Consider the following 24,081-nt stretch of genomic DNA (forward strand, 5'->3'; position numbering starts at 1 on the left):
CTTCAAAAGAAATGCATGTATGTTTAATAAAAAAATCAAAATAGTTTTAGCAGCGGCTGTATTAGGCCTTGCTATTTGGCAATTTATAGAAGGTAATATAGGGAATGGAATTATGTTCTTTTTACTTTCTATAATATTCGTTTTCCTTTATTTTAAAAATGAAATGATTTTGCTTGCTTTTCTTCGCTTAAGAAAACAGGATTTTCCGGGTGCCAAAAAGTGGTTGGATAGAATAAAAAATCCCGAAGCCGCCCTTACCCAAAAACAACAGGGCTATTACTGGTATTTACATGGTTTAATGCTTTCTCAAACCAATATTACACAAGCTGAAAAACTTTTTAAGAGGGCTATTAAATTAGGTCTTGCAATGGATCAGGATCTGGCTATGGCTAAACTTAATCTTGCTGGAATTGCGATGACCAAACGCAGAAAAAGAGAAGCCACCAATTTACTTGCCGAAGCTAAAAAACTTGATAAACATGGAATGCTCAAAGACCAGATTAAAATGATGAAGCAACAAATGAAAAAGATTTAATTTTAATATAATTTTAGTTAATTTCTGTTTTCATTGATAATTCTAAAACTTTTAGCCGAAATATTGACCCTTTAGCGATAATATTTCAGTGCTAGTTTCTTCCAAAGTATCTTTGTTTAAATAAATAGAACAAAGTGCATGGAGAGATTTTTACTCCTCTTTTTTATAATTTTCGGAATAAATATTCAGGCTCAAACAGCAGATTGGGAAAAGCTTTATTTCTCTGACGCACTAGCTATTTATTTACCTAAGTACAACAAAGAAGCCAAGGCAGCCTACAGACACCGGCAATTTAAACAAGCTGAACGTTTATTCGACACCCTGGTGGAAACCAAACTCAAAGGAACTCATATAGATAATTTCCATTTTTTAAACCTAAAGGGAAAAAAGCGTTCTTTATATAGCTTTAAAAAACCTATTTACCTGTTAACCTATGCTTCCTGGTGTGTCCCAGGAAAAGGAGAAATTCCTGCTCTTAATGAACTTGCAGAACAATACAAGGATAGAATAGATTTTGTAATCGTATTCTGGGATAAAAAGAAAATTGCTAAGGACCTATCAAAGAAATTTAATTCTCATATTAATGTACTTTATATAGATGAAACTACAAACAACCACTCTTTTGTGGTAGAGAATCTCAAACATTCCTTTGGGCTTCCCACCTGTTACTTAATTGCAACAAATCGGCAAATCACCAATATTAAAAGAAGTGTTTTTCATCCTTATAATGTTTCGAAAGAAAAATCGTTTGAACTTAATTATAAAGCGATAAAATCCGCAATCACGAATAACCTGATAGCGAACTTCCAAAAACCAGAGACAACAAAAATAAGCGCTATTTCACCCCATTAATTCGATGCATCTTCAATATTAAAGTAATGGTGCCCATAGTCTTGCCAGCGCTTCCCTTACTTTTTCCAAAGCCGGGCGTTGCATCCATTGATCAATTGTCAGTTCGGTGGTTTCTTTTAAATCTTTATGATAGACCTCGGTCATTTCCAAAGCAAGTTTTTTATCGTATATGAATGCGTTAATCTCAAAATTTATATCAAAACTACGGTTATCCAGGTTACAGGAACCAATACTGGTTAAAACACCATCTACAACCATCGTCTTGGCATGCACCATCCCTTTATGGTAATGAAAAACCTGCACTCCGGATTCCAGCAACTTTTCGATATAAGAATTGGTAGCATATCTTGCAATTACGGAATCTCCTTTTTCAGGAATAATAATTTTCACCTCAACGCCTATCCTACTTGCCATACAAAGGGCAGTAAGAATTTGATTATTAGGAATAAAATAAGGGGTGGTAATATAAATATATTTATCGGCCGTATTGATTGCGGTCAAAATTGCTTCCATAATGTTCTGCCAATCGGTATCTGGACCACTTGCAGCAATTTGAACAGCCGTTTTATCAGTAAAATCGATTTTTGGAAAAAAATTGTCTTCAATAATCAACTCCTGGCCACTGATGAAATTAAAATTCAGTATAAATTGGGCCTGCAAAGATTTTACAGCATGCCCTTGAATTCTAAGATGCGTGTCACGCCAAAACAATTTTTCTTTAGGATTTTCTTCGAAATTTACATATTCATCGCAAATGTTAATTCCTCCAATAAAGCCAACATAACCATCTATGATTGCCATTTTTCGATGATTTCGATAGTTTAATTTTCGTGTCAGGTTTGGAAACCAAACAGGCATAAACGGATAAATTTCAATTCCGCAGGATTTCATCTTTTTAACTGCCTTCCTAGAAAGATTGCTCGCTACATAATCGTAACTCACCCGAACTTTAACACCCTCTTTGGCCTTTTCACAAAGCAATAATATGAGTCGGTTTCCTATTCGCCCGCTATTAAAAATATAATATTCAATATGAATATGGTGCTGGGCACTTTTAATATCCTCAAATAGGGCTGTGAATTTATTTTCACCGTTTATAAGCACCCGAACTTTATTCAAAAATGTGACAGGTTTTTTCTGATTATTTTGCAGAAGCCGAACCAGTTTTATTTTTTGTGCTATACAATCCTGATTGATATCGATCAGCTGTTGCTCTTTGAGCAAGAGCTTATCTTCCCAGTGCTGAATAATTCTTTGATCGTAAAGTTTCTTTCTATTAAATAATTTGCTTTTGCGAAATTCCTGCGCAAAAAAGTAGTAGACCAAAAGGCCAATTACCGGTAGCATAAAAAGTGCAAATATTAGGGAAATACTTTTTACAGGCTCCCTAAAATGCATTACTTCATAACCTGCCGTTATAAAAACAATTAGAAAGTTGATGGATAGCAGAATCCACCAAAGATTATCCAAAAGATCATTCATTTAATCTACAGCTGTATAAATATCTTTTTCCGGAATTTTTATTTCGTATTCCTTCCTGGAAGCATTGTTTAAATGTGCTTCCCTAAGCCATGGATTATGTATTTTTAGGATCTTATAATTTATTTCAAAATGCTTAGCAAAATCTGCAAAGTCATTTACAACGGTATCTACTTTTACCGTTTTTGTAGGGATGTGTTTGTAGAGATGTTCCTTTTTAAAATTGAAACCGTATTTTTCAGGATTGCTTAAAATTTCTTTTACCGCCAGAATTCTAAACATATACCTCCCTGTTTCTTCACCAAGTAATAATTCGTAGTATTCATCTACCTTTTGGCGCTCCAATTGTCTTTCAACACCCCAGTTTCCTGCGTTGTACGCTGCTGCTGCCAGGGTCCAGCTTCCGAATTTCTCTTTAGATTCTTTTAAATAATCAGCTGCCACGCGGGTAGCTTTCTCAATATGATAACGTTCGTCCACGTTGTCATTAATTTCTAGACCATAATCTTTTCCTGTACCTTCCATAATTTGCCAAAAACCCCTGGCACCAGCAGGAGAAACCGCCTGGGTTAATCCGCTTTCAATTACAGCTAAATATTTAAAATCATCAGGTACACCTTCTTCTTTTAAAATGGGTTCAATAATAGGGAAATATTTATTGGCTCGTTTTATCAAAAGCAATGCATTAGATTGCCAATAAGTGTTTACCAATAATTCTCTATCCATTCTTTCATAAATATCCGGATCGTCTAAAGGAACTTCCTCCCCCGCAAAATCTATATTTTCGGGCATCGGCAAGGCGTAAATATTATAATCTTTTACTGGTCTATTATTTTTTGTAGTTTCCACGTATTGCTCCATATTAGCATCTGGTGCCTGCTGGGTGGCTTGAATACTTATTACTATTATAGCAAAAAAGCCAACTATTAATAAAGCAGATTTTAAAATTTTCATAGTTCTTAAATTTATTTTTATTTCTTAATCTTTCCAGTAAGGATTAATTCCGGAAGGTTTTTATTAAACCAACGGTAACGATTCAAAATCATTATATGAGTGCCACCCTTTACTATAAGACATTCTGGAATATACTTTATAGGAAAAATTTCATCTTTATCCCCGTGAATATGAATAATATCTTTACGAGCTTCGGCGCAATTCCACAAAACCATATTCTTAATAGCCCAGTTTAGGTATCGCTGATTTCTAACTGATAGATACTGCCTATAAAGTTTTGCTCTTTTTTTAATAAAATCGCCCACAGCAATTTTTTCAAAATGATCTACATAATCTAATAAACTTGTAGGTATTAATTTAAATAAACCTGTGCTGGCAGCAAAACGCATTCGCTTTGGTAATTCACCTCTGCACTTCACACTAGAAATTATGATTAACCTTCTCAATTTAAGGCTCTTTGCCATTTCCTGCACAATAATCCCGCCAAATGACACTCCAATCAACACTACATTTTTATGCTTTATATATTTATTCATACGTAGAGCATAACTCTCTAGGCTTTCGTCTGCTGTTGGAATTATCCATTCTAAAAAATGTGTTTTAAACCGCGACTCTGAAAGTTTTATAAACTCAAAAATAGAAGAATTAGCAGCCATTCCCGGCATAAAATAAACGTGAATCAACTGGTTTTCTTCCGTCATTTTAACAAGTATATAACACTAGAAATTTCATTATTGCCGTAAATTTACTACTTAAGTAAGCAAACGCTTCTGTCCTGATACTAAAAATGTTTTTATTCCCCTTATGCCTTACGACTTAGTCCAAGGTAGTCTGCTAATCAAAATTACTGCTATTTATTTGGCTTTCACAATTGAAAGATTAAAAATAATGGAGATTTTTTTAAAGCTTTTAATTTCATTTCACGCTGTTAATTGTTCAGCTACAAAAGCTTTATTTAACTACCTTTACAATATCGCCGAAAAAATTTTAATAGTTAATTTTTGTCGCTCTTTGCGATTTAATTTGCTAGCCTAAAGGTTTATAAAAGAAAAACGAGAAATGATGAATGCTGAAGAAATTATAATTACCGACAACGAGTTCTTAAGACAATTTGAAACTACCCTAAACGAGCAACTAGCCACTATAGAATACGCACAACAGGAACGAAAAATATTCTTAACTAAAGTATTTATGCCCGAGGCCCTGAAAGAAGAGGGTTATATGGACCTGTTTATTGAAGCGGTTCTCGAGGAGATTAAAGAGCGAAATACACGCGTAATGCCTACCAGCCCAGATGTAGCAAAATTTATGCGGAAAAACAGACGCAAATATAAAGACTTACTTCCGGTTGGAATCAATATTTAGACTGCAACCTGTTCCGAAACAAATTCAAATCTAATCATTCCATCGAGGTCTATTGAAGTTAATTCAATTTGATGCAAAGTGTTTATCAGCCCAGGATCCCATGGCGCTTTAACTTTGACGTAGTTCTCTGTGAACCCGTGTATATAACCTTCTTTGTTTTCACCTTCAAATAACACAGTGCAAATATTTCCTAACTGACTTTCATAAAAAGCTCTTCTCTTTTTAGCTGAAAGTCCGCGTAGCATTTTGCTTCGTTTTTTTCTCACCTTAGGAGGAACAACGCCTTCCATCTTTGCAGCAGGAGTATTATCTCTTTCAGAGTACGTAAAGACGTGCAGGTAAGAGATGTTCAATTCATTCAAATAATTGTATGTTTCCAAAAAATGCTCTTCAGTTTCTCCAGGGAAGCCAACTATTACATCTACCCCGATACATGCATTTGGCATCACCTCCTTTATTTGCTCTACCCTATTGGTGTAAAGAGAGCTCATATAGCGACGTTTCATTCTTTTGAGCAGATCATCACTTCCACTTTGCAGGGGAATATGAAAATGAGGCACAAACTTATTGCTTTGAGCAACAAAGTCTATTGTTTCATTTTTTAGTAAATTCGGCTCTATAGAAGAAATCCGTAAACGTTCAATACCACCTACCTCATCTAAAGCTTTTACCAGGTCAAGAAAGGTATGTTCATGTTTTTTATTGCCAAACTCTCCTTTTCCGTAGTCCCCAATATTTACACCAGTAAGAACGATTTCCTTGATTCCTTTTGCTGAAATTTCCGCGGCGTTATTTAATACATTATCAAGTTTATCACTTCGAGAAATCCCACGTGCCAGAGGAATGGTGCAGTAAGTGCATTTATAATCACAACCATCCTGCACTTTTAAAAAGGCTCGTGTTCTATCTCCTATTGAATAAGCCCCCACGTAAAAATCGGCTTCATCGATTTCACAGGAGTGTACTTCACCAAAATCATTTTTAGAAAGATCATTCAGATAATCGGTAATTTTAAATTTTTCCGTGGCACCAAGCACTAAATCTACCCCATTAACATCGGCTAATTCTTCCGGTTTTAACTGTGCATAACAGCCCACGGCAATTACATAAGCATCTTCATTAACTTTTTGTGCCTGCTTTACAATTGTTTTAAATCGCTTATCGGCATTTTCGGTAACCGAACAAGTATTGATCACATAAATATCTGCATTTTCCGTAAATTCAACACGCTCAAAACCTTCCTCTTTAAAAGATCTTGCGATGGTAGAAGTTTCTGAAAAATTGAGCTTGCAACCTAAGGTATAAAATGCGACCTTCTTATTATTCATACACCTGCCTGTTTCTGTAGAAGTTAAACGATTTTTAGGGCTGCAAAGATACCAACAATAATTGTTTTAAGAAAACATTGTTTTTTCGAACTTTTTTCCGAATCGATTCCAGTAGGTATAAACCGATTCATCAATCTTTAAATGATTATTTCCTAATTAATCCTAAACCTCAAAAAGCTCACGCTTTGCTACCCTGGGTAAGCCCTAAAGAAGCTTACTGGCAGGAAATCTGAAAACGGTGAAAGAATATCTGTTTGATTTATGCTTTTTCTATAGCATTAATTATAATCTCAGGCTGGAGTATGATCTTGCTCTTTATAGAATTTGAGATTAAACAGGCTTTTTCACTTTTTTCTAAAATGTGCTTTGCTCTATCGGCATTCACCCTGTCGGCGATTTCCAGTATAGGATTTAAAAGAATCTCTGTCATTTGCCATTTTCCATCAACCTTATCAAGTTTTCCTATCGCTTTAGATCGAAAACTAATAAAATCTAGTTTAGAATTTTCGGCAATTGCTAAAAAAGTAGTCATTAAACAACTTTCTACCGCAGCAACTAAAAAATGCTCCGGCGACCATATTTTAGGCATTCCCTTGGGGAAATCCGGGGGAGTTGCTGTTTCAATAGTATCAGTTAATTCGGGAGAACTAACTTCTCCCTTTCGGTCTGCTTTCCAAATAAGATCTACCTGGTATTTGTGATGCTCAGCCATAGCTTTATATTTCTTTACTACCCAGAAGGGTAATTTTCATCTACAAAGTAACAACCATTGAACACAATAAAATATGATTCAAATCAGCATCAGGGTAAAGAGAATTGATTTAAGACGAAATAAACTCTTTTAAGGTATTGATTACATAATCTATTTCATCCTTGGTATTATACCTGGAAAATGAAAAACGCACTGATGGTTTTTTAAGGTCTTCTTCATCTAAAAAAGCATTCAATACGTGAGAACCTTTATCACTCCCACTCTGACAGGCGCTTCCCTTGGAACAAGCAATTCCCTTTAAATCCAACTGAAATAAAAGCATAAGGGCTTTATCGGCTGGAACTGGCAAACATACATTGATCAATGTATAGGTACTTTTATCCAGATCGGCACAATTACCATTAAACTTCACCTCAGGAATTTCGGTCTTTATTTTTTCAATAAAGTGAGTTTTTAAACCGGTGATATGAGTTTTTTCTTCCTCCAAATTATCTAAGGAAAGTTTTAATGCCTCCTCCAGACCAACTATATTATGAACCCCCTCGGTACCTGCTCGATGTCCCCGCTCCTGCTCTCCTCCAAAAATAAGTGGCTTTAGGCCGCTGTTTTTTCTTATAAAAGCAAACCCCACGCCCTTCGGGCCGTGAAATTTATGAGCACTAACCGCGGTAAAATCAACCGGAATTTCACTGAAATCAAGATCGTAATGCCCTACTGACTGCACGCAATCGGAATGAAATAAAGCGCCATGTTCTTTACAAAGGCTGCCAACTTTTTTAATATCCAGCTTATTTCCAATTTCATTGTTTACGTGCATTAAACTGACCAATGTTTTCTTATCGGAAATTTTTAGCAGTTCTTCTAAATGAGCTGTTTTTATATTTCCCAGAGAATCCAGTTCGAGGTAAACTACTTCAACATCAAAACAATCCTGAAGCTGCTCTACGGTATATAAAACCGCATGATGTTCTATTTTTGATGTAATAATTCGCCTTACTCCCAGATCTCGGATCGCAGAATTTAACGCAAGATTATCCGCTTCAGTTCCCCCGGAGGTAAACACTATTTCTGAAGCTTTTACCTTTAAATAACAAGCAACAGTTTTACGGGCCTGCTCAATTAGCGACTTGGCCGATCTTCCAAAAGAATGGGTAGAAGAAGGGTTTCCGTAGACCTCCTGCATAACAGTAATCATTCGGTCTATAACTTCATCACGCATTTGCGTGGTAGCGGCTGAATCGAGATATACATTTTTCATGGCCGCAAAATTAAACGAAATAAAATTATTTGAAAGAACCTACCCAAAAAATCCTTAATTCCGCTATTTTTGTTTCATAAGCATATTTAATTTCTCCTATGAAAAAGATTCTTGTAATACTCTTATTTTCCATTGGCCTATACTCTTGTGACGACGGGGATATCAGTGTAACCAATTTTGATTTTGAAGAAAGTAACCTTGAAATTTGCGAAATTGGTGATAAAAAGATTCTTTGGGTAGTCAATAATAGCGATGTAAATGAATCCATGTCCTTAGAACTTGCTGAAAGCAGTTTAATAGATGACCTGGAAGAAGACCTATTAACATTAAATGTAGAGGATACATTGGAATTCACTTTAGCAGGTAATAACCGACTTGTGTACAGGATTTATGATGGAGAGATTAATGGGAATGAATATTTCTGCCAGGGGATTCCACCCGGTTCACCCAGGGTATTGGAAGAGTATATTTCACAAGGAGGAACAGTAAGAATCATAACAAATTATAATGATCTTTCCTTCAGTGCTGATTCCGATGGTGATGAGTTGGAAAATGGTGAAGAAGGTTTCGATCCGGAAGGAGGGAATCATTTAGATACCGATAATGATGGAATTCCAGATTATCTCGATATTGATGACGATAACGACAATGCACCAACTGAAAGAGAATTAACTGCAGATCCTGGTGAACCTACCACGGAAGGTGGAGATCTGGATACAGATCAAGACGGGCTGCCAAATTATTTAGATCCTGATGATGATGACGATGGGGTTTTAACCCGCTACGAAGTACGGCAGTCTGATATAGAAGACGGAAATTTAGATCCGCTTTTACTGACTACTTCTGATGATGGTACTCCTAACTACCTGGTGGAGGAACTGGAAAACCCTTCTTTTATCCATGAGCTTCAAATAGATCATAGTATCCAAAGATCTTATCGGTCTTTTATTCGAATTATGGATTTAGATTTAGCTCCCGATGAAGGTGAAATAGAAAATATTCGGTTTGATTTTTATGACTTCGGGGTATTTGTTTCTGACCAGATAATTTTTATACAATTAACCGACCAGCAGTTAGAAAACCAGGAAGAAGAAGAAGAAGAAACTACCGCACCTTAAGCATTCTGAAAAAAATATACTTCTGTAGCCCCGAGACCGTATTTTTGATAATCGGCATCATAAAATTTCAGGTTATCGTAGCGCCCGAGTAAAAAGTCCAGTTCGGCTTTTAACACCCCCTCCCCTACACCGTGAATAAAGACAATTTTTTGGATTCGTTTCCTCATCGCAAAGTCCAGTTGCCTTTTTGCTGTTTCCATTTGAAGGTTTAACATATCATAATTACTCATTCCTCGAGAAGAATGGGTTAGCTTTTCTATATGCAGATCCACTTCCATTGGAGGAAGGTTTCTTTCTTTTGGTTTTACTCGTTGCGACTTTGGCTTTGGGGGCAGTTTTTTTTCTTTTATAACTTCCTCAAAATCCACATCTTCAGGCAGAGCTTCAATTGGTGTTTCAATTTTCACCAGTTCTTCTATTGCAAATTCCATTTCAAAACCATCGGTAGTTTCAATATAAACAGAACCAGCTTGAACTTTTACAACCACACCTTCAAGCACATCATCTAAAACTGCAACTTTATCTCCTATTTTTAGCTCCATTATTCGTTATTTTCGTCTTCCTTATGATCGTCTTTTGTTGCCACCCAAAAATTTGTCGCGCGGTAGAGACCTAGCATAATTATTATAAGTCCGACAATTTTAAAATAAGCATGAGCATTTTCAGCAGCAATAGCGTAAATTAAAAGTCCACCTCCAACTGCTATTAAGATCGTATTTAATACTTGAGAATTATTCATTTTTTTACCTGTTATCCCTTATTTATAAATTAATAAAAATAACGGTTCTTGTATTTTCTGCAAAGTTACAGGAATTATGAGGCAAATGTACTTCTTAGTTTTTATTTTCTCTTTTTACGACACAAATGCCCAGTTGCATTCTTCTCCAAGGTCAATCATAGATACCGTGATTTTCTATAAAAATGCTTACAGATTTTGTGCCCTAAAAAGTAATGATTCTTTTTCCTGCGGAGTATTCAAAGCATATATCGACCAAAAAAAAGAAATCGGAAGGCTTAAGGAAAACCTCCGGGTGGGATACAGCTGCGTACATCATGGATTTTTACAAACCGGAAAAAAAGAAAGTCATATTGGCTTAAAAATTACTCCACATGGATTTAAAAAAGATAATGCACAGATCTTCGAGTTTAAAAATCGACAAAGAAGGAAAATTCCATTAATAAAGCTCGACATAGATTTTAATAATCTATATTCACGAGCCTTGCTTTTAACTTTTAGGGAAGATTCATCCAGAGATGAAGATTGGGCTATGGATGCTAGGATAAGCAACGTATTGGAAAATGATGTTGGCTGGAATATTCAGCAAACTTTTTACAATATTCAGGTGAGGCCATTTCGAAAAAACGATAAAATTCCATTAATTATTGAATTAATCCATGCTAGAAAACTTCGTTTCAGTTTACAGGATTTCGAATCTTTTGAGATTGATGAAATATATCTTTTTGATGCCGAATTAAAAACCTATCATCAATTACATAAAGGTGATGTTTTTATAGACTTAAAAAAAGGCAGGTATAGTAATCGATTTTTTATTAGTTTTATGCAGGAAAAGAGGAAAAACCTCAATTTGAAATATCTGAAAAGTACAAAAAGCTTTGATCTCTGATGTGCTTTCCTTGTGGAAACAAAAAGAAACAAGAATCTTTAGATATCTAAAGAGAAAAAATAGTCTATAATAAAATCATGCTATCGGGAAGTGATACATATGCTTTGCTGCTTTTAGATTTGCAGAACGCGAATTATGTCCTAAAAACAACCTCTATTAAAAATTTTATATTCACCAGGAGTAGCGATAAAAATTAGTTATGGAAGAATATATGTTGCCCTGTCTTAACAAAAGTCTCTTTGGCGTAGACTGTTTTGGTTGTGGTGGACAACGAGCTTTATTAATGGTTTTCCGGGCAGAATTTCACCAGGCTTTTATTATGTTCCCGGCTATTTACCCCATTCTATTTTTATTCTGTTTCTTAATTCTGAACCTCTTTGTGAAATTCAGGTATGATTTTCAAATAAAAATCGCGCTAATTATTTTTAGTGGCGCGGTAATGCTAATTAGCTATTTAATAAAAATGAATAATTTTATACAACTAACCCAATAAACCAAACTTTATGGAAAGACAACAATTACCCAATTCAACTTTAATTTTAATTTTCGGAATCCTTTCAATAATAGGTTGCTGCTGCTACGGAGTACTAGGAATCATTTTCGGAATTATCGCCCTGGTGATGTCAAAACGTGCCACGGAAATCTACAATGCTCAACCCGACTTATACACCGGTTACCAAAATGTAAAAACCGGAAAAATCCTGGCAATTATAGGTCTTGCATTAAGCGCAATTAGTTTAATAAGTTCCATTGTAATGCTTATAATGTATGGTGGAGTAGAAGGAATCTATGAAATGCAAGAAGAAATTTTAAGAGGAATTGAACAAAATCAATAATCAATATTTCTTTCTAGAATCAAAAAGCCAGCTAAAAAAGCTGGCTTTTTAATTTGATATTTCAGTTCAGAAATCTTATTTATTTCTCAAACTGTTTCAGGGTAGAAGTAATTATATCTACACAATCCCTGATCTGTTCTTCACTCATCACTAATGGTGGAGCGAATCGAATAATATTTCCATGGGTAGGTTTTGCTAAAAGTCCATTTTCTTTTAGCGCCATACAAATATCCCAGGCTGTTGAACTATCTTCCGAATCATTGATAACGATAGCATTAAGCAAACCTTTACCCCTTACCAATTCTACGATATTTGAATTGCGAATAAAATCATTGAGTAGCTTTCTGAAAAGATTTCCTAATTTTTCAGCGTTTTCAGCTAAACTCTCATCCCGGATAACCTCAAGAGCCGCAGTTGCCACAGCACCGGCTAAAGGATTACCTCCAAAAGTAGATCCATGTTGACCGGGTTGGATAACATCCATCACCTCGTTATTGGCTAAAACGGCTGATACAGGATAAACACCTCCGGAAATAGCTTTTCCAAGAATAAGCATATCTGGCTTTACGTCTTCATGATCTACTGCCAGTAGCTTACCGGTACGGGCGATTCCTGTTTGCACTTCGTCAGCGATAAACAAAGCATTATTCTCCTTACAAAGTTCACGCGCTCTTTTCAGGTATCCTTCCGAAGGCACATAAACTCCGGCCTCTCCCTGGATTGGTTCTACCAAAAAACCTGCAATATTATCATTTTCCCTAAGCACTTTTTCCAGGGCATCAATATCATCATAAGGTATTTTGATAAATCCTGGCGTATATGGTCCAAAATTCTTTCTGGCTCCTTCATCATTCGAGAATGAAATAATTGTGGTGGTTCTGCCATGAAAGTTATTTTCACATACAATAATTTGAGCTTCAGTTTCTTTTACTCCTTTTCTTTCGTAAGCCCATTTTCTTGCAATTTTAATTGCAGTCTCGACTGCTTCTGCCCCGGTATTCATAGGTAGCAATTTGTCGAATTTAAAGTAATCCGTAGCAAACTTTTCATAAGGTCCTAACACATCGTTATGAAATGCCCGGGAGGTGAGGGTTAAGGTAGAAGCCTGGTTACATAGTGCCTCTACAATTTTCGGATGGCAATGTCCCTGGTTTACCGCAGAATAAGCTGAAAGAAAATCGTAATATTTATTTCCTTCTACATCCCATACGTGCACGCCCTCGCCACGACTAAGCACTACAGGCAAAGGATGATAATTATGAGCTCCGTGATGGTCTTCTAATTCAATAGCTTCTTTTGAAGATGTGATTTTTGGTAATGACATGTTCAATTTTTTTTAAAAATCAATAATTCTATAATTCCTTCTTTTGTGCCTTTTCCTTTAAAAACCCGGTCACATGGGAGAGAAATCATCCATTATTCAATTTTCGCAAATTACTAAATGTTTGTCGAAATTTTGAAGAACACAGGGAATAAATCTTCACAATTATTCTATTTTTGCGCTATGGGAAGAAGGAATAAAAATAAGGTATTTGAGGCCGTAGAGGTTACCGGAGCCGGTGGAAAAGGAAAAGGAATTGGTAAATCATCAGATGGTCGTGTAATATTTATAGATAATGTAGTCCCTGGTGATATCGCCGATATAAAAACTACCAAAAAGCGTAAATCATACTACCAGGGAACAGCGATTAATTTTCATCAATTTTCCGACAAACGTGTGGAACCGGTTTGCCAGCATTTTGGTACCTGTGGAGGTTGCAAATGGCAAAATATGGATTATAAATTTCAGCTTGAATATAAACAAGACGAGGTTCTAAATAACCTTATTCGTGTAGGGAAAGTTGAGCTACCAGAGATGTCTCCAATTCTAGGAAGTAAAGAAATCTATTTTTACCGTAATAAAATGGAGTTCTCTTTTAGTGATAGCCGCTGGCTTACTCCTGAAGAAATTAATAGTGGAAAAGATTTCGATGATAAAAATGCCCTTGGATTTCACATCCCTGGAATGTGGGATAAAATCCTGGATATAAAAAAATGCCATTTACAAGAAGACCCCAGCAATGCGATAAGAAACTTTGTGAAAGAATTCGCAACAGCTAATGAAATGAGTTTTTTTAATGCTCGCAAACAGGAAGGATTATTAAGAACTTTGATGATTCGCACCTCATCTAATGGTGAAATTATGGTTCTAATCCAGTTCTTTCATGAAAATGAGGAAAAACGTAAATTGTTACTTAATGCCATAGTAGAAATGTTTCCAGAAATAACATCCCTTCAGTATGTCATTAATGAAAAAGGAAATGATACCATCTATGATCAGGAAGTGATCTGCTTCAAAGGTAGGGACCATATATTTGAAGAAATGGAAGGATTACAGTTTAAAATAAACGCCAAGTCCTTTTATCAAACCAATTCTGCCCAGGCTTACGAATTATATAAAATAACCCGGGATTTTGCTGATCTAAAGGGAGACGAGATTGTTTATGATCTTTATACTGGCACAGGAACTATTGCTCAGTTTGTTGCTCAAAAAGCTAAAAAAATAATTGGGGTTGAAGTTGTTCCCGAAGCAATTTCTGATGCCAAAGAGAATGCAGAACGCAACAAGATTGAAAATGCAGAGTTTTTTGTAGGCGATATGAAGAAGGTTTTTTCTGAAGAATTTATCAATAATCATGGTCAACCCGACGTTATAATAACCGATCCCCCAAGAGACGGTATGCACAAGGATGTGATTGCTCAAATAATTGGTATATTGCCAAAGCGTATTGTTTACGTCAGTTGTAACTCGGCTACACAGGCCCGGGATCTCTCTATGCTTGACCAGTATTATAAAGTCACCAAAGTGCAGCCTGTGGATATGTTCCCCCAAACACATCACGTAGAGAATGTTGTCTGTTTAGAAAGAAAATAAATGAATAAAAGCTATTTTAAGAAACTGGTACCAGTAGTATTTCTATTACTGGTTATTTTAGGATGCCAGAGGGACGATATTTGTCCTCCAACCACCCCAACAACGCCTAACCTCATTATGCGGTTTTATGATATTGAAGAAAGAGAAAACCCGGCAACTCCTACCAATTTAAGTATAAGAGCTATAGTAAATGATTCTATTAAAACCTTATATCAAAGAATAAATGAGGATAGTATTCCTATTCCTTTGAGAACAGATCAAAATATTACAAGGTATACCTTTACCATTTTTGATTCAGAAGAAGATGAGGAAGAAGAAGATCCAGAATTCCTGCCAAATACCGATACTTTAAGTTTTACCTATGGTACCGAAGAAGTATATGTAAACCGAGCCTGCGCCTACAAAGTTATTTATAATAGTTTAAAGGTAACAATTGAAGGCGGGGAAGATGGCCAATGGATAGATTCTTATATTATTGAAGAACCCGATATTGAAGATGAAACACAAAAACATATCAGCGTATTTTTTTAGTTTATTATTCCTGTTGCTAACCTGTCCTTTACTAGGCCAGGAAGAAGGGGTAAATGATAGTCTTGCCGATCGCGAGAAATTTGGACTTCGGGTGGGAACAGATATCAGCAAATTGCTAAGAACTGCTTTTCAGGATGAATATTCCGGATTTGAGATTCTGGGAGATTACAGGGTTTATAAGGATTATTATGCTGCAGCGGAACTGGGCAATGAAACTATTGGCTATGAGGAAGACAATATAAGTATAACTTCACGGGGAAGTTATATAAAATTAGGGGGGGATTATAATGCCTATGAAAACTGGACAGGGATGCAAAACCTTATTTTTGTAGGTGCTCGATATGGATTTTCTACCTTTTCTCAGGAAATCGAAGAATACCAAATCTACACTACAAATTCTTTTTTCGAACCTGATATTCGGACAGAAAATATTGAATATACAAGCCTAACGGCTAATTGGTTGGAACTTGTGGCAGGAATAAAAGTGGAATTATTCAATAACTTATACCTCTCTGCACACGTGCAGTTAAAGCGTATGCTATTTCAAAACGAACCAGATAATTTTGCCAATCTAGCTATTCCTGGTTTTAACCGAACATACGACGATAGCAATATTGGTGTAGGATATGGCTACACTATTAGTTATCTGATTCCTTTTTATAAAAAATAGAGCATTTAATTCAAGGTTAAATTTAAAATACCTAGGTATTGAACTTACTATTCCTGGTACTTTGTCTTCTTTGATCCCTGATAAACCTGGTATTTCAGTAATTTAGACTCCAGGGCTCCGTTATACAACTTAATTTTTCGAGAAGGCCTTAAACCTACGTGTTTTATAGCTTCAAGATTGGAAGTTATAAGCCAGGCATCGGTGCCAGGATAACCTTGTTTTAAGGTGTCTCCTATTGATTTATAGAATTTCGGCATATCAATTTCCAGACGCTCACCATATGGAGGGTTAAACAATATATGCAAATGCCTTTCACCTTCTTTTACAGATTCAAAAAAATCCTCTCTTTTTACAGAAATGAATTCGGTAAGATTAGCATTTTCAATGTTATCTATAGCTTTATTTACTGCCGAGGGAGCCTTATCATAACCTTTAATGGTAAAATGAAATTCCCTTACTTTTTTTAACACCGAGGCTTCAATGGTCTCAAATAAATCTTCGTCCCAATCTTTCCAGCGTTCAAAAGCAAATTCTTTTCGGTTTAAATTCGGCGGAATATTACAAGCGATCATTGCAGCTTCAATTAAAATGGTACCACTACCGCACATTGGGTCTAGAAAGTCACATTGTCCGTCCCAACCAGAAAGCAGTAACATTCCAGCGGCCAAAACTTCATTTATAGGCGCGATATTAGTCGCGGTCTTATACCCACGTTTATGTAAAGACTGCCCCGAAGAATCAAAAGAAACATTACAAAAATTCTTTTCAATATGAATATTAATTCTTAAAGTTGGAAAATCAAGGTCGACATTTGGTCTCTTATCAAATTTGTCCCGGAACCTGTCTACAATTGCATCCTTGGTTTTAAGGGAAATATATTGAGAATGCGTAAAAGTTTCAGAATGTACCGTTGCATCAATAGCCAAGGTATCGTCAACATCCATAAAATTCTCCCAGGGTAATTCATAGATTTGCTTGTAAAGATCTTCTTCTGAATATATTTTAAAACTTTGATAAGGCTTGAGAATTTTAATGGCAGTTCTCAGGCAAAGGTTTGCCTTATACATAAAGCCGTTATCTCCCACAAAACTGACATTTCTTGTTCCTTCTTTTACATCCATAGCGCCAAGTGCCATTAATTCTTTGGCCAAAATTGGCTCAAAACCATACATAGTCTTGGCGATCATTTTAAAATTATTTTCCATATCGGTTTTTTACAGTCCACAAAAATAGGGTAATTTTGCTGAATAATAGTATTGCCGGCTGGGATGCTGAAATATTACAGATGCTTTTACGACTTATATTTCCAACTAAATAAAGGAGCCTGGAAATTATCTTAACTAGTATTGCTTTTTTAAAGTTTAGACCTTGAGGTGTATTCCAGGGAAATTTGCTAATTATTTTTGACACTAATTGATGATCTATATTTTACCCCTAATTTCAGTATTTGCAGGTTATTTTGTCGCTATGTTCTTAAAACCAACTTCATCTATCGGTTTTAAATTGCTTTTAAGTTTTAGTGGCGCCTATTTACTGGCGATTACAATTTTTGAATTACTACCAGAGGTATATTCAAAACCATCTCAGGAAGTTGGGATTTTTATTATGCTCGGTTTACTGCTTCAAATCATCCTTGAATTTGTTTCAAAGGGAGTGGAACATGGACATTTGCACCACCAGGAAGGATTGAATAAATTTCCAATCTTGTTATTGATAAGTTTAAGTATTCATGCATTTCTGGAAGGCTTTCCAATGGATGAAGGTGACCATATTTTGCACGGCGTAGTTATTCATAAAATCCCTGTGGCGACTATTCTTTCGGTATTTCTAATTCATTCTAATTTGAGCAAAATTAAAGTCGGATTATTTCTAGGCGTTTTTGCTTTAATGACCCCCCTTGGTAGTTTCTTTAAATCACAATTTAGCTTCCTACAGGATATCTCAATTTACATCAATGCGCTGGTAATTGGCATTTTTTTGCATGTTTCTACAACAATCTTATTTGAAGCTTCAAAAAATCATAAGTTCAATATTTCTAAACTGACAGTCATCATTGGAGGTATTTTATTGGCTTACTTTATTTAAAATTTTAAGTTAAAGTGAAAGCAATAAATTAAGCCGACACCTTTGAAATAATTTTCAACAGTAGAAATGTTCACCACCAAAATCAATGGTCTGAATAACAAACTAGCTGAATCAGGCCCAAGTTCAAATTATTTTTTCTTTAAGTATAAAATCTTTACCAGGAGATTTTTCATTTCCTCAAGTGGAAGTAAATGAAATTAACAGGTTTAATTGAAGATAAAACCCCAAGGGTAATATGCTAAATTGAAATGTAATCCGAGGTTATTAATAACCATAAATGTTTTCAACCCATTTTTATATTAAGTAAGCTTTAAGTATTGTTTAATCTTATTTAACACCTCATTTTCCATATTTCCTGTAATTTCATTATAAAACTTTTGCTACTTTTTTACCGTCTTTGTCAAAAGTTGAAAGAAAAAATCATGTTGAGAAGACCATCTGAAATAGATTATTTAGAAAGTTATTATATCGCTAACTATACTGCGGCGATATACTATAAACATGGAGTCCTATCCACTAAAAAGCCTTTTTTAAAAAGGCTTTTTAAATCTTTATACAACCATAAAAAAACTCTTAAAGATGATTTAGATAAGCATATTTTGGAAGCAAAGGATCAGGAATATCTTGACATACTTATTAAAAAATGCAAGAAAGAAATACTTCAAATGCAGCGAAAATTGAGTGAAACTCCTAACCTAAAATCAGGCCGAATATGTATCGAGATGGAAAAGCAATTCATTAAACAGTTGCATCACACCCTTTCAAATTTGACGGATGGAAATTTGAGAAACACCTGTTTAGCTCATAAGCACACCTCAAAACCTTTACAAAAACAATTAATCCTGGTAAATAAATACCTGATTTAAAAAAATAGCATTCTGTGCTAAGTTCACATATTATAGGTTTGCTTTGCAATTTCCAATTCTTCATTAGTAGGAATAATAATGACCTGAACTTTAGCATCATCCGCATTAATAGTTCTCAATTCCTTTAAATGTTGTTTATTTTTTTCTTCATTTAGTTTAATTCCGAAAAATTCCATATCCTTACAAACCAAACTGCGAATGACATTACTATTTTCCCCAATTCCCGCGGTAAAAACAAGGGCATCGACACCATTCATTGCAGCCGCATATGATCCAATGTACTTTTTAATTCGGTAGGCGTTCATCTCAAGGGCTAACTGGCACTGTTTATCACCTTTTTCGGCCTGCGCTTCAATATCACGAAGGTCACTATAACCGGTAAGGCCATACATCCCGCTTTTATTATGGAGAATATCGCTAACATCCTGTGCTGAATATCCCAATTGATTAATAAGGTAAAAAATAACTGACTGATCAATATCACCACTTCTGGTTCCCATAATAAGGCCATTAACCGGGCCAAAACCAAGGGAATGGTCAATACTTTTTCCATTCTTAACGGCTGTGATACTGCAACCATTTCCGAGGTGAATACTAATAATTTTTGAATTTTCCTTCTGTAAAAGTGCAATTGCCTTCTCGGTTACGTATTTATGGCTAGTTCCATGAAATCCGTAAAGTTGTATATGATGTTTATCAAAAAAATCAGTAGGAATGGCATATTGCGCTGCTTTCTCTGGAATACTTCGATGAAATGCCGTATCGAAAACTGCTACCTGTTGGGCCATCGGAAAAAGTTCTTCTGCAACCTCAATACCTTTTAAATTCGGTGGATTATGCAAGGGCGCCAGGGAAAAATATTCTTTAATTTTTGCCTTTACTTTTTCATCTATCACTATTGTTTTAGAAAAACTATCTCCTCCGTGGACTACTCTGTGGCCAATAGAAGTTATTTCTTCAGCATTTTTTATAACACCTTTTTCAGAATCCATTAAAAGGTCTGTAATAGCCTTTAAGGCAATAGCATGATCTAGTACCTCTCGTTCTTCATAAATCGAATCGATTTCGGTTTTATAATGTAATTTTGCACCTACTTGCCCTATTCTTTCTATCATACCAGAAGCCATTACAGCTTCTGAAGGCATTTGTATTAATTGAAATTTTAAAGATGAACTCCCTGAATTTATAATTAAAATATTTTTCATGGTAAAATTTAGATTCCTTGTGCCTGTATGGCGGTTAAAATTACGGTATTATATACATCGGCTACGGTACAACCCCGGCTTAGGTCATTTACTGGTTTATTTAAGCCTTGAAGCATTGGTCCTATGGCCAAAGCTCCGGTTTCACGCTGTACGGCCTTATAAGTATTATTACCCGTATTTAAATCTGGGAAAATTAAAACATTCGCCTGTCCTGCCACTTCAGATTCCGGTAATTTACTTTTACCCACGCTAATGTCAACGGCTGCATCATATTGAATTGGACCTTCAATTTTAAGATCCGGTCTTCGTCTTTTTACTATTTCGGTAGCTTCTCTTACTCTATCTACATCTTCTCCTTTTCCTGAGGTTCCGGACGAGTAAGAAAGCATAGCTATCTTTGGTTCAATACCAAAAGCTAAAGCACTTTCTGCTGAAGAAATGGTGATTTCTGCTAATTCCTCCGCAGTAGGATTGGGATTAATCGCACAGTCTCCAAACACGGAAACCCTATCCTCTAAACACATAAAAAACACCGAAGAAACCACAGATACATTTGGTTTTGTTTTAATAAATTGTAAAGCCGGTAAAATAGTATGTTGTGTAGTATGCGCTGCACCAGAAACCATTCCATCTGCATGACCTTTATAGATCATCATTGTTCCATAGTAGGAAACATCGCTCATACGATCTTTAGCCATATCCATGTTCACACCCTTATGTTTTCTCAATTCATAAAAAGTTTCTGCGTAATCCTGGAAATTCGGTGAATTTACAGGTTCCACAATATGAACCTTTGACAAGTCAATATCCAAAGCAATTTTAGCTATAGTTTTCTGTATGGCATCAAAATTTCCCAACAGGGTAAGTTCTACCAGATCCATATCTATAAGACGTTTAGCTGCAGCAAGAATACGCTGGTCTGTTCCCTCTGGCAAAACGATATGTTTTTTACTCTGCCTGGCTCGTTTGACCAATCCATATTGAAACATTCTGGGCGTAATTCCTTGTGGATTATAATTGGTAAGTTTTTCAACCAGGGGATCAAAAGAAACATAACGCTCAAAAATACTGATAGTGGTTTGAATTTTCTGGATACTATCTGCATATATATTAGACTTTATAGCACCCACTTTATTAGTAACTGCAAAGGTTCCTTCCTGAACCGATATTATAGGAACAATATCCGACAAGCCCTCAATCAATTTTAAAATCGATTCTTCCGGCCTAAGCCCACCGGTTAGAATAATCCCTGAAATCCTTGGGTAGTTACTGGAAATATTAGCCTGTAATGCGCCAAGGATAATATCGGCCCTATCTCCTGGAGTAATTACTAAACTTTCGTTTTTAAGGGTGGTTAGATAATTACGAAGCTGCATTGCACCCACTCCAAAATTACCGGTTTGATTATCAAGAAAATCGTGGCCGAATAAAACTTCACCATCAAGAACTTTGACTATTTCCTTTAAGGTAGGGTTATTAAGCGTATCGATTAATGGAATCGCAAATACACCCACTTCTTCAGGCAAAAAACCTCGCATATTTTTTATTGCAGGCTCCAGGTTTTCTTCCTGAATTTTATTACTTACCATAGCTATTACCTGGACCTCCTTGTCTTTAAAAGCGCGATAAGCCATTTGTTGATTCCCCAGTAATTCTTCCCAGCTTTTAAATTGACCACTAACGACAATTATAACCGGAATTCCAAGATTTTTTGCAATTACCACATTCACATCGAACTCGAAAACACTGCCTTCACCAGAAAAATCACTGCCTTCTACAAGTATAAAATCAAATTCCTCTTCAAGCCTTTTATATTTGGTAATTATAGTGTCTATAATCTCCCCAGATCTACCTTCATTTCTTTTTTGGATTACTTCACTTCGAGTAAATGCGAAAGTATCTTCATAAGGGATGTTCAAATTAAAATAACTTAAAACTGTGTCTATATGATTATCTTTTTCCCCATTAGAGGTATCATTTATAATTGGCCTAAAATAACCTACTTTAACCATTTTGCCCAAAAGGGTACGCATAAGTCCCAAGCTAATCATAGATTTACCGCTGTGAGATTCTAGAGTGGCGATATAAATTCCTTTGTTCATAGTATATAAATTGTTGAACAAAAATAAACTTAATTAAAAGAAACAGCTTTTAAGTTTATCCTAAAAGAATGTAAAGCTGATATGAATCACATTTTTGAAATAGAGAAACTCCTTTGATATCGGAAATCTGAAATAAATAAATTTCTAGCAGGATGGAAAATTCGGGCTTACCAAAATAATAACAAAAAACCACCCGAAGGTGGTTTTAATTAGTCGTAAATTTTTGATGGTTTATAAACCTAGTAATCCTAATAAAATAACTTCCAGATTTACTTCTGAATTTGCATCAACAGAAAACCCTAGAAGATCAATTTCCGATTCGGAGGTTGCCTCTACCTCTCCCTTAAATTCAAGACTACCATCCTCGTCTTCATCTTTAAAAGAGGCGAAATGGAGTTCATAATCTCCTTCTTCAACAAAATAAATTCCAAAATCACCATTAGATTGGTCTACTTTGCTACTTCCCACCGCGTTCGCAAATAATACGCCTTCAGCATTTTTAGAAGTTTCTGCTTCATCATAAGTGCCTTCTTCATAAGCAAAAACCAACATTGTTTCAGCATCGGTGGAACCAAAATCACTTACTGTACCGGTAATTGAACCGGCTTCTAGACTATTTACTGCTCTTATACTATGAGCAAGCTCACTATCACTTACAAAATGATATTCCCCTTCTGCATTAGTAACAATAGATTTTCTAAGATCAAAATCCAGGATTATCTTGTTGTTATCATTTTCCTGAATGTCCACCTGATCTGCTATACTAATTTCTTGCGAAGTAGTAGCAAGTGCTTTTTTCTCACCATTTGTAGTTAACACATAGTTACCTGGTGCTTCTCCTGAAGCATCTGTTTCATTATCCAGCATTAAACTAATTTCAGAGGTACTGCCACTTTCAAGTTTCAGGTCTCCTAATAGCTGGGTTTCTCCGTTTTGTAAACTACTAATATTCAAAGTAGTTTTTTCAAAATTTTCAATAGCCTTCCCATTCACCTTCACACCGCTAACAGTGATAAATACAGCATCAACTTCTGCATTGTCAATAGGTGCATCGGTTAGATAAATTTCAGAATTGTAGGTCTGCGCACCAGGTTCGTCAGTATCTAAATCATTGTCTTCTTCTGAACAAGAGACTACAAGCCCCATGCATAAAATTAAAACTCCCGTTTTGAACAAATACTTCAAATTCATAAGTGTTTAGTTTTTTGTTGTTTCACACAACAGTTAGTAATTTATAGATTTGGTTTAGCGCATCCTGCGCAAGTAATTTTTCCCTATAAGACTCAGCTTTGTTATGATATGATATACTAACGGAGTTGAAGTAAGCCTATTATTCAAAAAATATGATTTACAATAGGTTTAACAATTCTTAAGGAATTTTTAAAAAATGGAAGTTCAGGTTTAGCAAGGACTTTGAAGTGTAGACCTTAAGTGTAAGGATATAATAAAAACGCCATGGTCCTATTGGGGATGGCCATCCTTAACTTTTTAAGCTACTTCTATAACATTTTACAGCCCCTCACTTTAGGGCAAAAAAAAGACCCTTACAGTTAACTGTAAGGGTCTTTAAAAAAAAGGCGGTGACATACTCTCCCACAAATAGCAGTACCATCTGCGCTAACGGGCTTAACTTCTCTGTTCGGAAT

25 protein-coding genes are annotated in these 24,081 nt (G+C 35.5%); 12 read left to right on the plus strand and 13 right to left on the minus strand.

Annotated features, from left to right (window positions below):
• Positions 1–19 precede the first annotated feature (19 nt).
• The gene (locus DET49_RS16205; protein ID WP_133549593.1) at positions 20–535 is read left to right on the plus strand and encodes a DUF2892 domain-containing protein; all 516 of its coding nucleotides are present in this window, start codon (positions 20–22) and stop codon (positions 533–535) included.
• Positions 536–673: 138 nt separating this feature from the next.
• Positions 674–1,387: a TlpA family protein disulfide reductase gene (locus tag DET49_RS16210; protein WP_133549595.1), complete on the plus strand. Its 714-nt coding sequence runs from the start codon at positions 674–676 to the stop codon at positions 1,385–1,387.
• A gap of 18 nt (positions 1,388–1,405) precedes the next feature.
• On the opposite strand, the gene cls is transcribed toward DET49_RS16210, so the two are convergent.
• From cls to DET49_RS16225, 3 genes are read right to left on the minus strand one after another with little or no spacing between them, the layout of a single operon-like run.
• Positions 1,406–2,869, minus strand: coding sequence for a cardiolipin synthase (gene cls / locus DET49_RS16215; protein WP_133549597.1), 1,464 nt, complete (start codon positions 2,867–2,869; stop codon positions 1,406–1,408).
• Entirely contained in the window at positions 2,870–3,820 is a 951-nt protein-coding gene (locus DET49_RS16220; RefSeq protein WP_133549599.1) for a lytic transglycosylase domain-containing protein, read from the minus strand.
• A 17-nt stretch (positions 3,821–3,837) separates the two neighbouring features.
• The gene (locus tag DET49_RS16225; protein ID WP_133549601.1) at positions 3,838–4,521 is read right to left on the minus strand and encodes an alpha/beta fold hydrolase; all 684 of its coding nucleotides are present in this window, start codon (positions 4,519–4,521) and stop codon (positions 3,838–3,840) included.
• 361 nt (positions 4,522–4,882) lie between these two features.
• Here DET49_RS16225 and DET49_RS16230 point away from each other — a divergent pair, with 361 nt between their 5' ends.
• Entirely contained in the window at positions 4,883–5,185 is a 303-nt protein-coding gene (locus DET49_RS16230; protein WP_133549639.1) for an N-acetyltransferase, read from the plus strand.
• Here the strand turns inward: DET49_RS16230 and mtaB are convergent.
• The 3 genes from mtaB to DET49_RS16245 form a co-directional block, all read right to left on the minus strand.
• On the minus strand, positions 5,182–6,513 hold the full coding sequence (gene mtaB / locus DET49_RS16235; RefSeq protein WP_133549603.1) for a tRNA (N(6)-L-threonylcarbamoyladenosine(37)-C(2))-methylthiotransferase MtaB: 1,332 nt from the start codon (positions 6,511–6,513) through the stop codon (positions 5,182–5,184). The genes DET49_RS16230 and mtaB overlap by 4 nt on opposite strands.
• Before the next feature lie 259 nt (positions 6,514–6,772).
• Positions 6,773–7,225 carry an OsmC family protein gene (locus DET49_RS16240; RefSeq protein ID WP_133549605.1) on the minus strand — a complete coding sequence of 151 codons (453 nt, stop codon included), beginning with the start codon at positions 7,223–7,225 and terminating at the stop codon, positions 6,773–6,775.
• A 109-nt stretch (positions 7,226–7,334) separates the two neighbouring features.
• Complete coding sequence (locus DET49_RS16245; protein ID WP_133549607.1) at positions 7,335–8,483, minus strand: cysteine desulfurase family protein; 1,149 nt, start codon at positions 8,481–8,483, stop codon at positions 7,335–7,337.
• A gap of 98 nt (positions 8,484–8,581) precedes the next feature.
• On the opposite strand from DET49_RS16245, the gene DET49_RS16250 reads away from it, so the two are divergent.
• A complete protein-coding gene (locus tag DET49_RS16250) occupies positions 8,582–9,601 on the plus strand; it encodes a hypothetical protein (RefSeq protein ID WP_133549609.1) in 1,020 nt (339 codons plus the stop codon).
• On the opposite strand, the gene DET49_RS16255 is transcribed toward DET49_RS16250, so the two are convergent.
• Complete coding sequence (locus DET49_RS16255) at positions 9,598–10,143, minus strand: Smr/MutS family protein (RefSeq protein WP_133549611.1); 546 nt, start codon at positions 10,141–10,143, stop codon at positions 9,598–9,600. The genes DET49_RS16250 and DET49_RS16255 overlap by 4 nt on opposite strands.
• A complete protein-coding gene (locus DET49_RS16260) occupies positions 10,143–10,340 on the minus strand; it encodes a hypothetical protein (RefSeq protein WP_133549613.1) in 198 nt (65 codons plus the stop codon). The genes DET49_RS16255 and DET49_RS16260 overlap by 1 nt, the downstream gene beginning before the upstream one ends.
• A 76-nt stretch (positions 10,341–10,416) precedes the next feature.
• Between DET49_RS16260 and DET49_RS16265 the strand changes: the two genes are divergently transcribed.
• The 3 genes from DET49_RS16265 to DET49_RS16275 all read left to right on the plus strand — a co-directional run bounded on the left by DET49_RS16265 (position 10,417) and on the right by DET49_RS16275 (position 12,062).
• Positions 10,417–11,226: a hypothetical protein gene (locus DET49_RS16265; protein WP_133549615.1), complete on the plus strand. Its 810-nt coding sequence runs from the start codon at positions 10,417–10,419 to the stop codon at positions 11,224–11,226.
• 199 nt (positions 11,227–11,425) lie between these two features.
• Positions 11,426–11,719, plus strand: coding sequence for a DUF2752 domain-containing protein (locus DET49_RS16270; RefSeq protein WP_133549617.1), 294 nt, complete (start codon positions 11,426–11,428; stop codon positions 11,717–11,719).
• A gap of 10 nt (positions 11,720–11,729) precedes the next feature.
• Entirely contained in the window at positions 11,730–12,062 is a 333-nt protein-coding gene (locus tag DET49_RS16275) for a CCC motif membrane protein (protein WP_133549619.1), read from the plus strand.
• Between the two features lie 79 nt (positions 12,063–12,141).
• Here the strand turns inward: DET49_RS16275 and rocD are convergent, their stop codons facing one another.
• Positions 12,142–13,386: an ornithine--oxo-acid transaminase gene (gene rocD / locus DET49_RS16280; RefSeq protein WP_133549621.1), complete on the minus strand. Its 1,245-nt coding sequence runs from the start codon at positions 13,384–13,386 to the stop codon at positions 12,142–12,144.
• A 180-nt stretch (positions 13,387–13,566) separates the two neighbouring features.
• Here rocD and rlmD point away from each other — a divergent pair, with 180 nt between their 5' ends.
• The 3 genes from rlmD to DET49_RS16295 are packed head-to-tail and all read left to right on the plus strand — an operon-like array spanning position 13,567 to position 16,177.
• The gene (rlmD, locus tag DET49_RS16285; protein ID WP_133549641.1) at positions 13,567–14,976 is read left to right on the plus strand and encodes a 23S rRNA (uracil(1939)-C(5))-methyltransferase RlmD; all 1,410 of its coding nucleotides are present in this window, start codon (positions 13,567–13,569) and stop codon (positions 14,974–14,976) included.
• Positions 14,977–15,507, plus strand: a complete 531-nt coding sequence (locus DET49_RS16290; RefSeq protein WP_133549623.1) for a DUF6452 family protein — start codon at positions 14,977–14,979, stop codon at positions 15,505–15,507.
• The gene (locus tag DET49_RS16295) at positions 15,473–16,177 is read left to right on the plus strand and encodes a DUF6048 family protein (RefSeq protein WP_243729702.1); all 705 of its coding nucleotides are present in this window, start codon (positions 15,473–15,475) and stop codon (positions 16,175–16,177) included. The genes DET49_RS16290 and DET49_RS16295 overlap by 35 nt, the downstream gene beginning before the upstream one ends.
• A 47-nt stretch (positions 16,178–16,224) precedes the next feature.
• Here DET49_RS16295 and DET49_RS16300 read toward each other — a convergent pair whose 3' ends face one another.
• A complete protein-coding gene (locus DET49_RS16300) occupies positions 16,225–17,382 on the minus strand; it encodes a class I SAM-dependent RNA methyltransferase (protein ID WP_133549625.1) in 1,158 nt (385 codons plus the stop codon).
• 211 nt (positions 17,383–17,593) lie between these two features.
• Here DET49_RS16300 and DET49_RS16305 point away from each other — a divergent pair, with 211 nt between their 5' ends.
• A complete protein-coding gene (locus DET49_RS16305) occupies positions 17,594–18,262 on the plus strand; it encodes a ZIP family metal transporter (protein ID WP_133549627.1) in 669 nt (222 codons plus the stop codon).
• Positions 18,263–18,669: 407 nt separating this feature from the next.
• Positions 18,670–19,128, plus strand: a complete 459-nt coding sequence (locus tag DET49_RS16310; RefSeq protein ID WP_166636599.1) for a hypothetical protein — start codon at positions 18,670–18,672, stop codon at positions 19,126–19,128.
• 23 nt (positions 19,129–19,151) lie between these two features.
• Here DET49_RS16310 and DET49_RS16315 read toward each other — a convergent pair whose 3' ends face one another.
• The 3 genes from DET49_RS16315 to DET49_RS16325 all read right to left on the minus strand — a co-directional run bounded on the left by DET49_RS16315 (position 19,152) and on the right by DET49_RS16325 (position 23,626).
• On the minus strand, positions 19,152–20,333 hold the full coding sequence (locus DET49_RS16315) for an acetate/propionate family kinase (RefSeq protein WP_133549631.1): 1,182 nt from the start codon (positions 20,331–20,333) through the stop codon (positions 19,152–19,154).
• 8 nt (positions 20,334–20,341) lie between these two features.
• Complete coding sequence (pta, locus tag DET49_RS16320) at positions 20,342–22,435, minus strand: phosphate acetyltransferase (protein ID WP_133549633.1); 2,094 nt, start codon at positions 22,433–22,435, stop codon at positions 20,342–20,344.
• 231 nt (positions 22,436–22,666) lie between these two features.
• Positions 22,667–23,626, minus strand: coding sequence for a DUF4382 domain-containing protein (locus tag DET49_RS16325; RefSeq protein ID WP_133549635.1), 960 nt, complete (start codon positions 23,624–23,626; stop codon positions 22,667–22,669).
• Between the last annotated feature and the right edge of the window lie 455 nt (positions 23,627–24,081).

This window comes from Salegentibacter sp. 24, from assembly GCF_004362395.1.
GTDB lineage: Bacteria > Bacteroidota > Bacteroidia > Flavobacteriales > Flavobacteriaceae > Salegentibacter.

Coding starts and splice junctions, on each gene's coding strand:
- DET49_RS16300 (WP_133549625.1), bottom strand. CDS start 17,382: ATGGAAAATAATTTTAAAATGATCGCCAAGACTATGTATGGTTTTGAG.
- DET49_RS16240 (WP_133549605.1), bottom strand. CDS start 7,225: ATGGCTGAGCATCACAAATACCAGGTAGATCTTATTTGGAAAGCAGAC.
- DET49_RS16295 (WP_243729702.1), top strand. CDS start 15,473: ATGAAACACAAAAACATATCAGCGTATTTTTTTAGTTTATTATTCCTG.
- DET49_RS16230 (WP_133549639.1), top strand. CDS start 4,883: ATGAATGCTGAAGAAATTATAATTACCGACAACGAGTTCTTAAGACAA.
- DET49_RS16325 (WP_133549635.1), bottom strand. CDS start 23,626: ATGAATTTGAAGTATTTGTTCAAAACGGGAGTTTTAATTTTATGCATG.
- DET49_RS16315 (WP_133549631.1), bottom strand. CDS start 20,333: ATGAAAAATATTTTAATTATAAATTCAGGGAGTTCATCTTTAAAATTT.
- pta (WP_133549633.1), bottom strand. CDS start 22,435: ATGAACAAAGGAATTTATATCGCCACTCTAGAATCTCACAGCGGTAAA.
- DET49_RS16270 (WP_133549617.1), top strand. CDS start 11,426: ATGGAAGAATATATGTTGCCCTGTCTTAACAAAAGTCTCTTTGGCGTA.
- DET49_RS16290 (WP_133549623.1), top strand. CDS start 14,977: ATGAATAAAAGCTATTTTAAGAAACTGGTACCAGTAGTATTTCTATTA.
- DET49_RS16220 (WP_133549599.1), bottom strand. CDS start 3,820: ATGAAAATTTTAAAATCTGCTTTATTAATAGTTGGCTTTTTTGCTATA.
- mtaB (WP_133549603.1), bottom strand. CDS start 6,513: ATGAATAATAAGAAGGTCGCATTTTATACCTTAGGTTGCAAGCTCAAT.
- cls (WP_133549597.1), bottom strand. CDS start 2,869: ATGAATGATCTTTTGGATAATCTTTGGTGGATTCTGCTATCCATCAAC.
- DET49_RS16205 (WP_133549593.1), top strand. CDS start 20: ATGTTTAATAAAAAAATCAAAATAGTTTTAGCAGCGGCTGTATTAGGC.
- DET49_RS16255 (WP_133549611.1), bottom strand. CDS start 10,143: ATGGAGCTAAAAATAGGAGATAAAGTTGCAGTTTTAGATGATGTGCTT.
- DET49_RS16265 (WP_133549615.1), top strand. CDS start 10,417: ATGAGGCAAATGTACTTCTTAGTTTTTATTTTCTCTTTTTACGACACA.
- rocD (WP_133549621.1), bottom strand. CDS start 13,386: ATGTCATTACCAAAAATCACATCTTCAAAAGAAGCTATTGAATTAGAA.
- DET49_RS16225 (WP_133549601.1), bottom strand. CDS start 4,521: ATGACGGAAGAAAACCAGTTGATTCACGTTTATTTTATGCCGGGAATG.
- DET49_RS16210 (WP_133549595.1), top strand. CDS start 674: ATGGAGAGATTTTTACTCCTCTTTTTTATAATTTTCGGAATAAATATT.
- DET49_RS16275 (WP_133549619.1), top strand. CDS start 11,730: ATGGAAAGACAACAATTACCCAATTCAACTTTAATTTTAATTTTCGGA.
- DET49_RS16250 (WP_133549609.1), top strand. CDS start 8,582: ATGAAAAAGATTCTTGTAATACTCTTATTTTCCATTGGCCTATACTCT.
- rlmD (WP_133549641.1), top strand. CDS start 13,567: ATGGGAAGAAGGAATAAAAATAAGGTATTTGAGGCCGTAGAGGTTACC.
- DET49_RS16260 (WP_133549613.1), bottom strand. CDS start 10,340: ATGAATAATTCTCAAGTATTAAATACGATCTTAATAGCAGTTGGAGGT.
- DET49_RS16305 (WP_133549627.1), top strand. CDS start 17,594: ATGATCTATATTTTACCCCTAATTTCAGTATTTGCAGGTTATTTTGTC.
- DET49_RS16245 (WP_133549607.1), bottom strand. CDS start 8,483: ATGAAAAATGTATATCTCGATTCAGCCGCTACCACGCAAATGCGTGAT.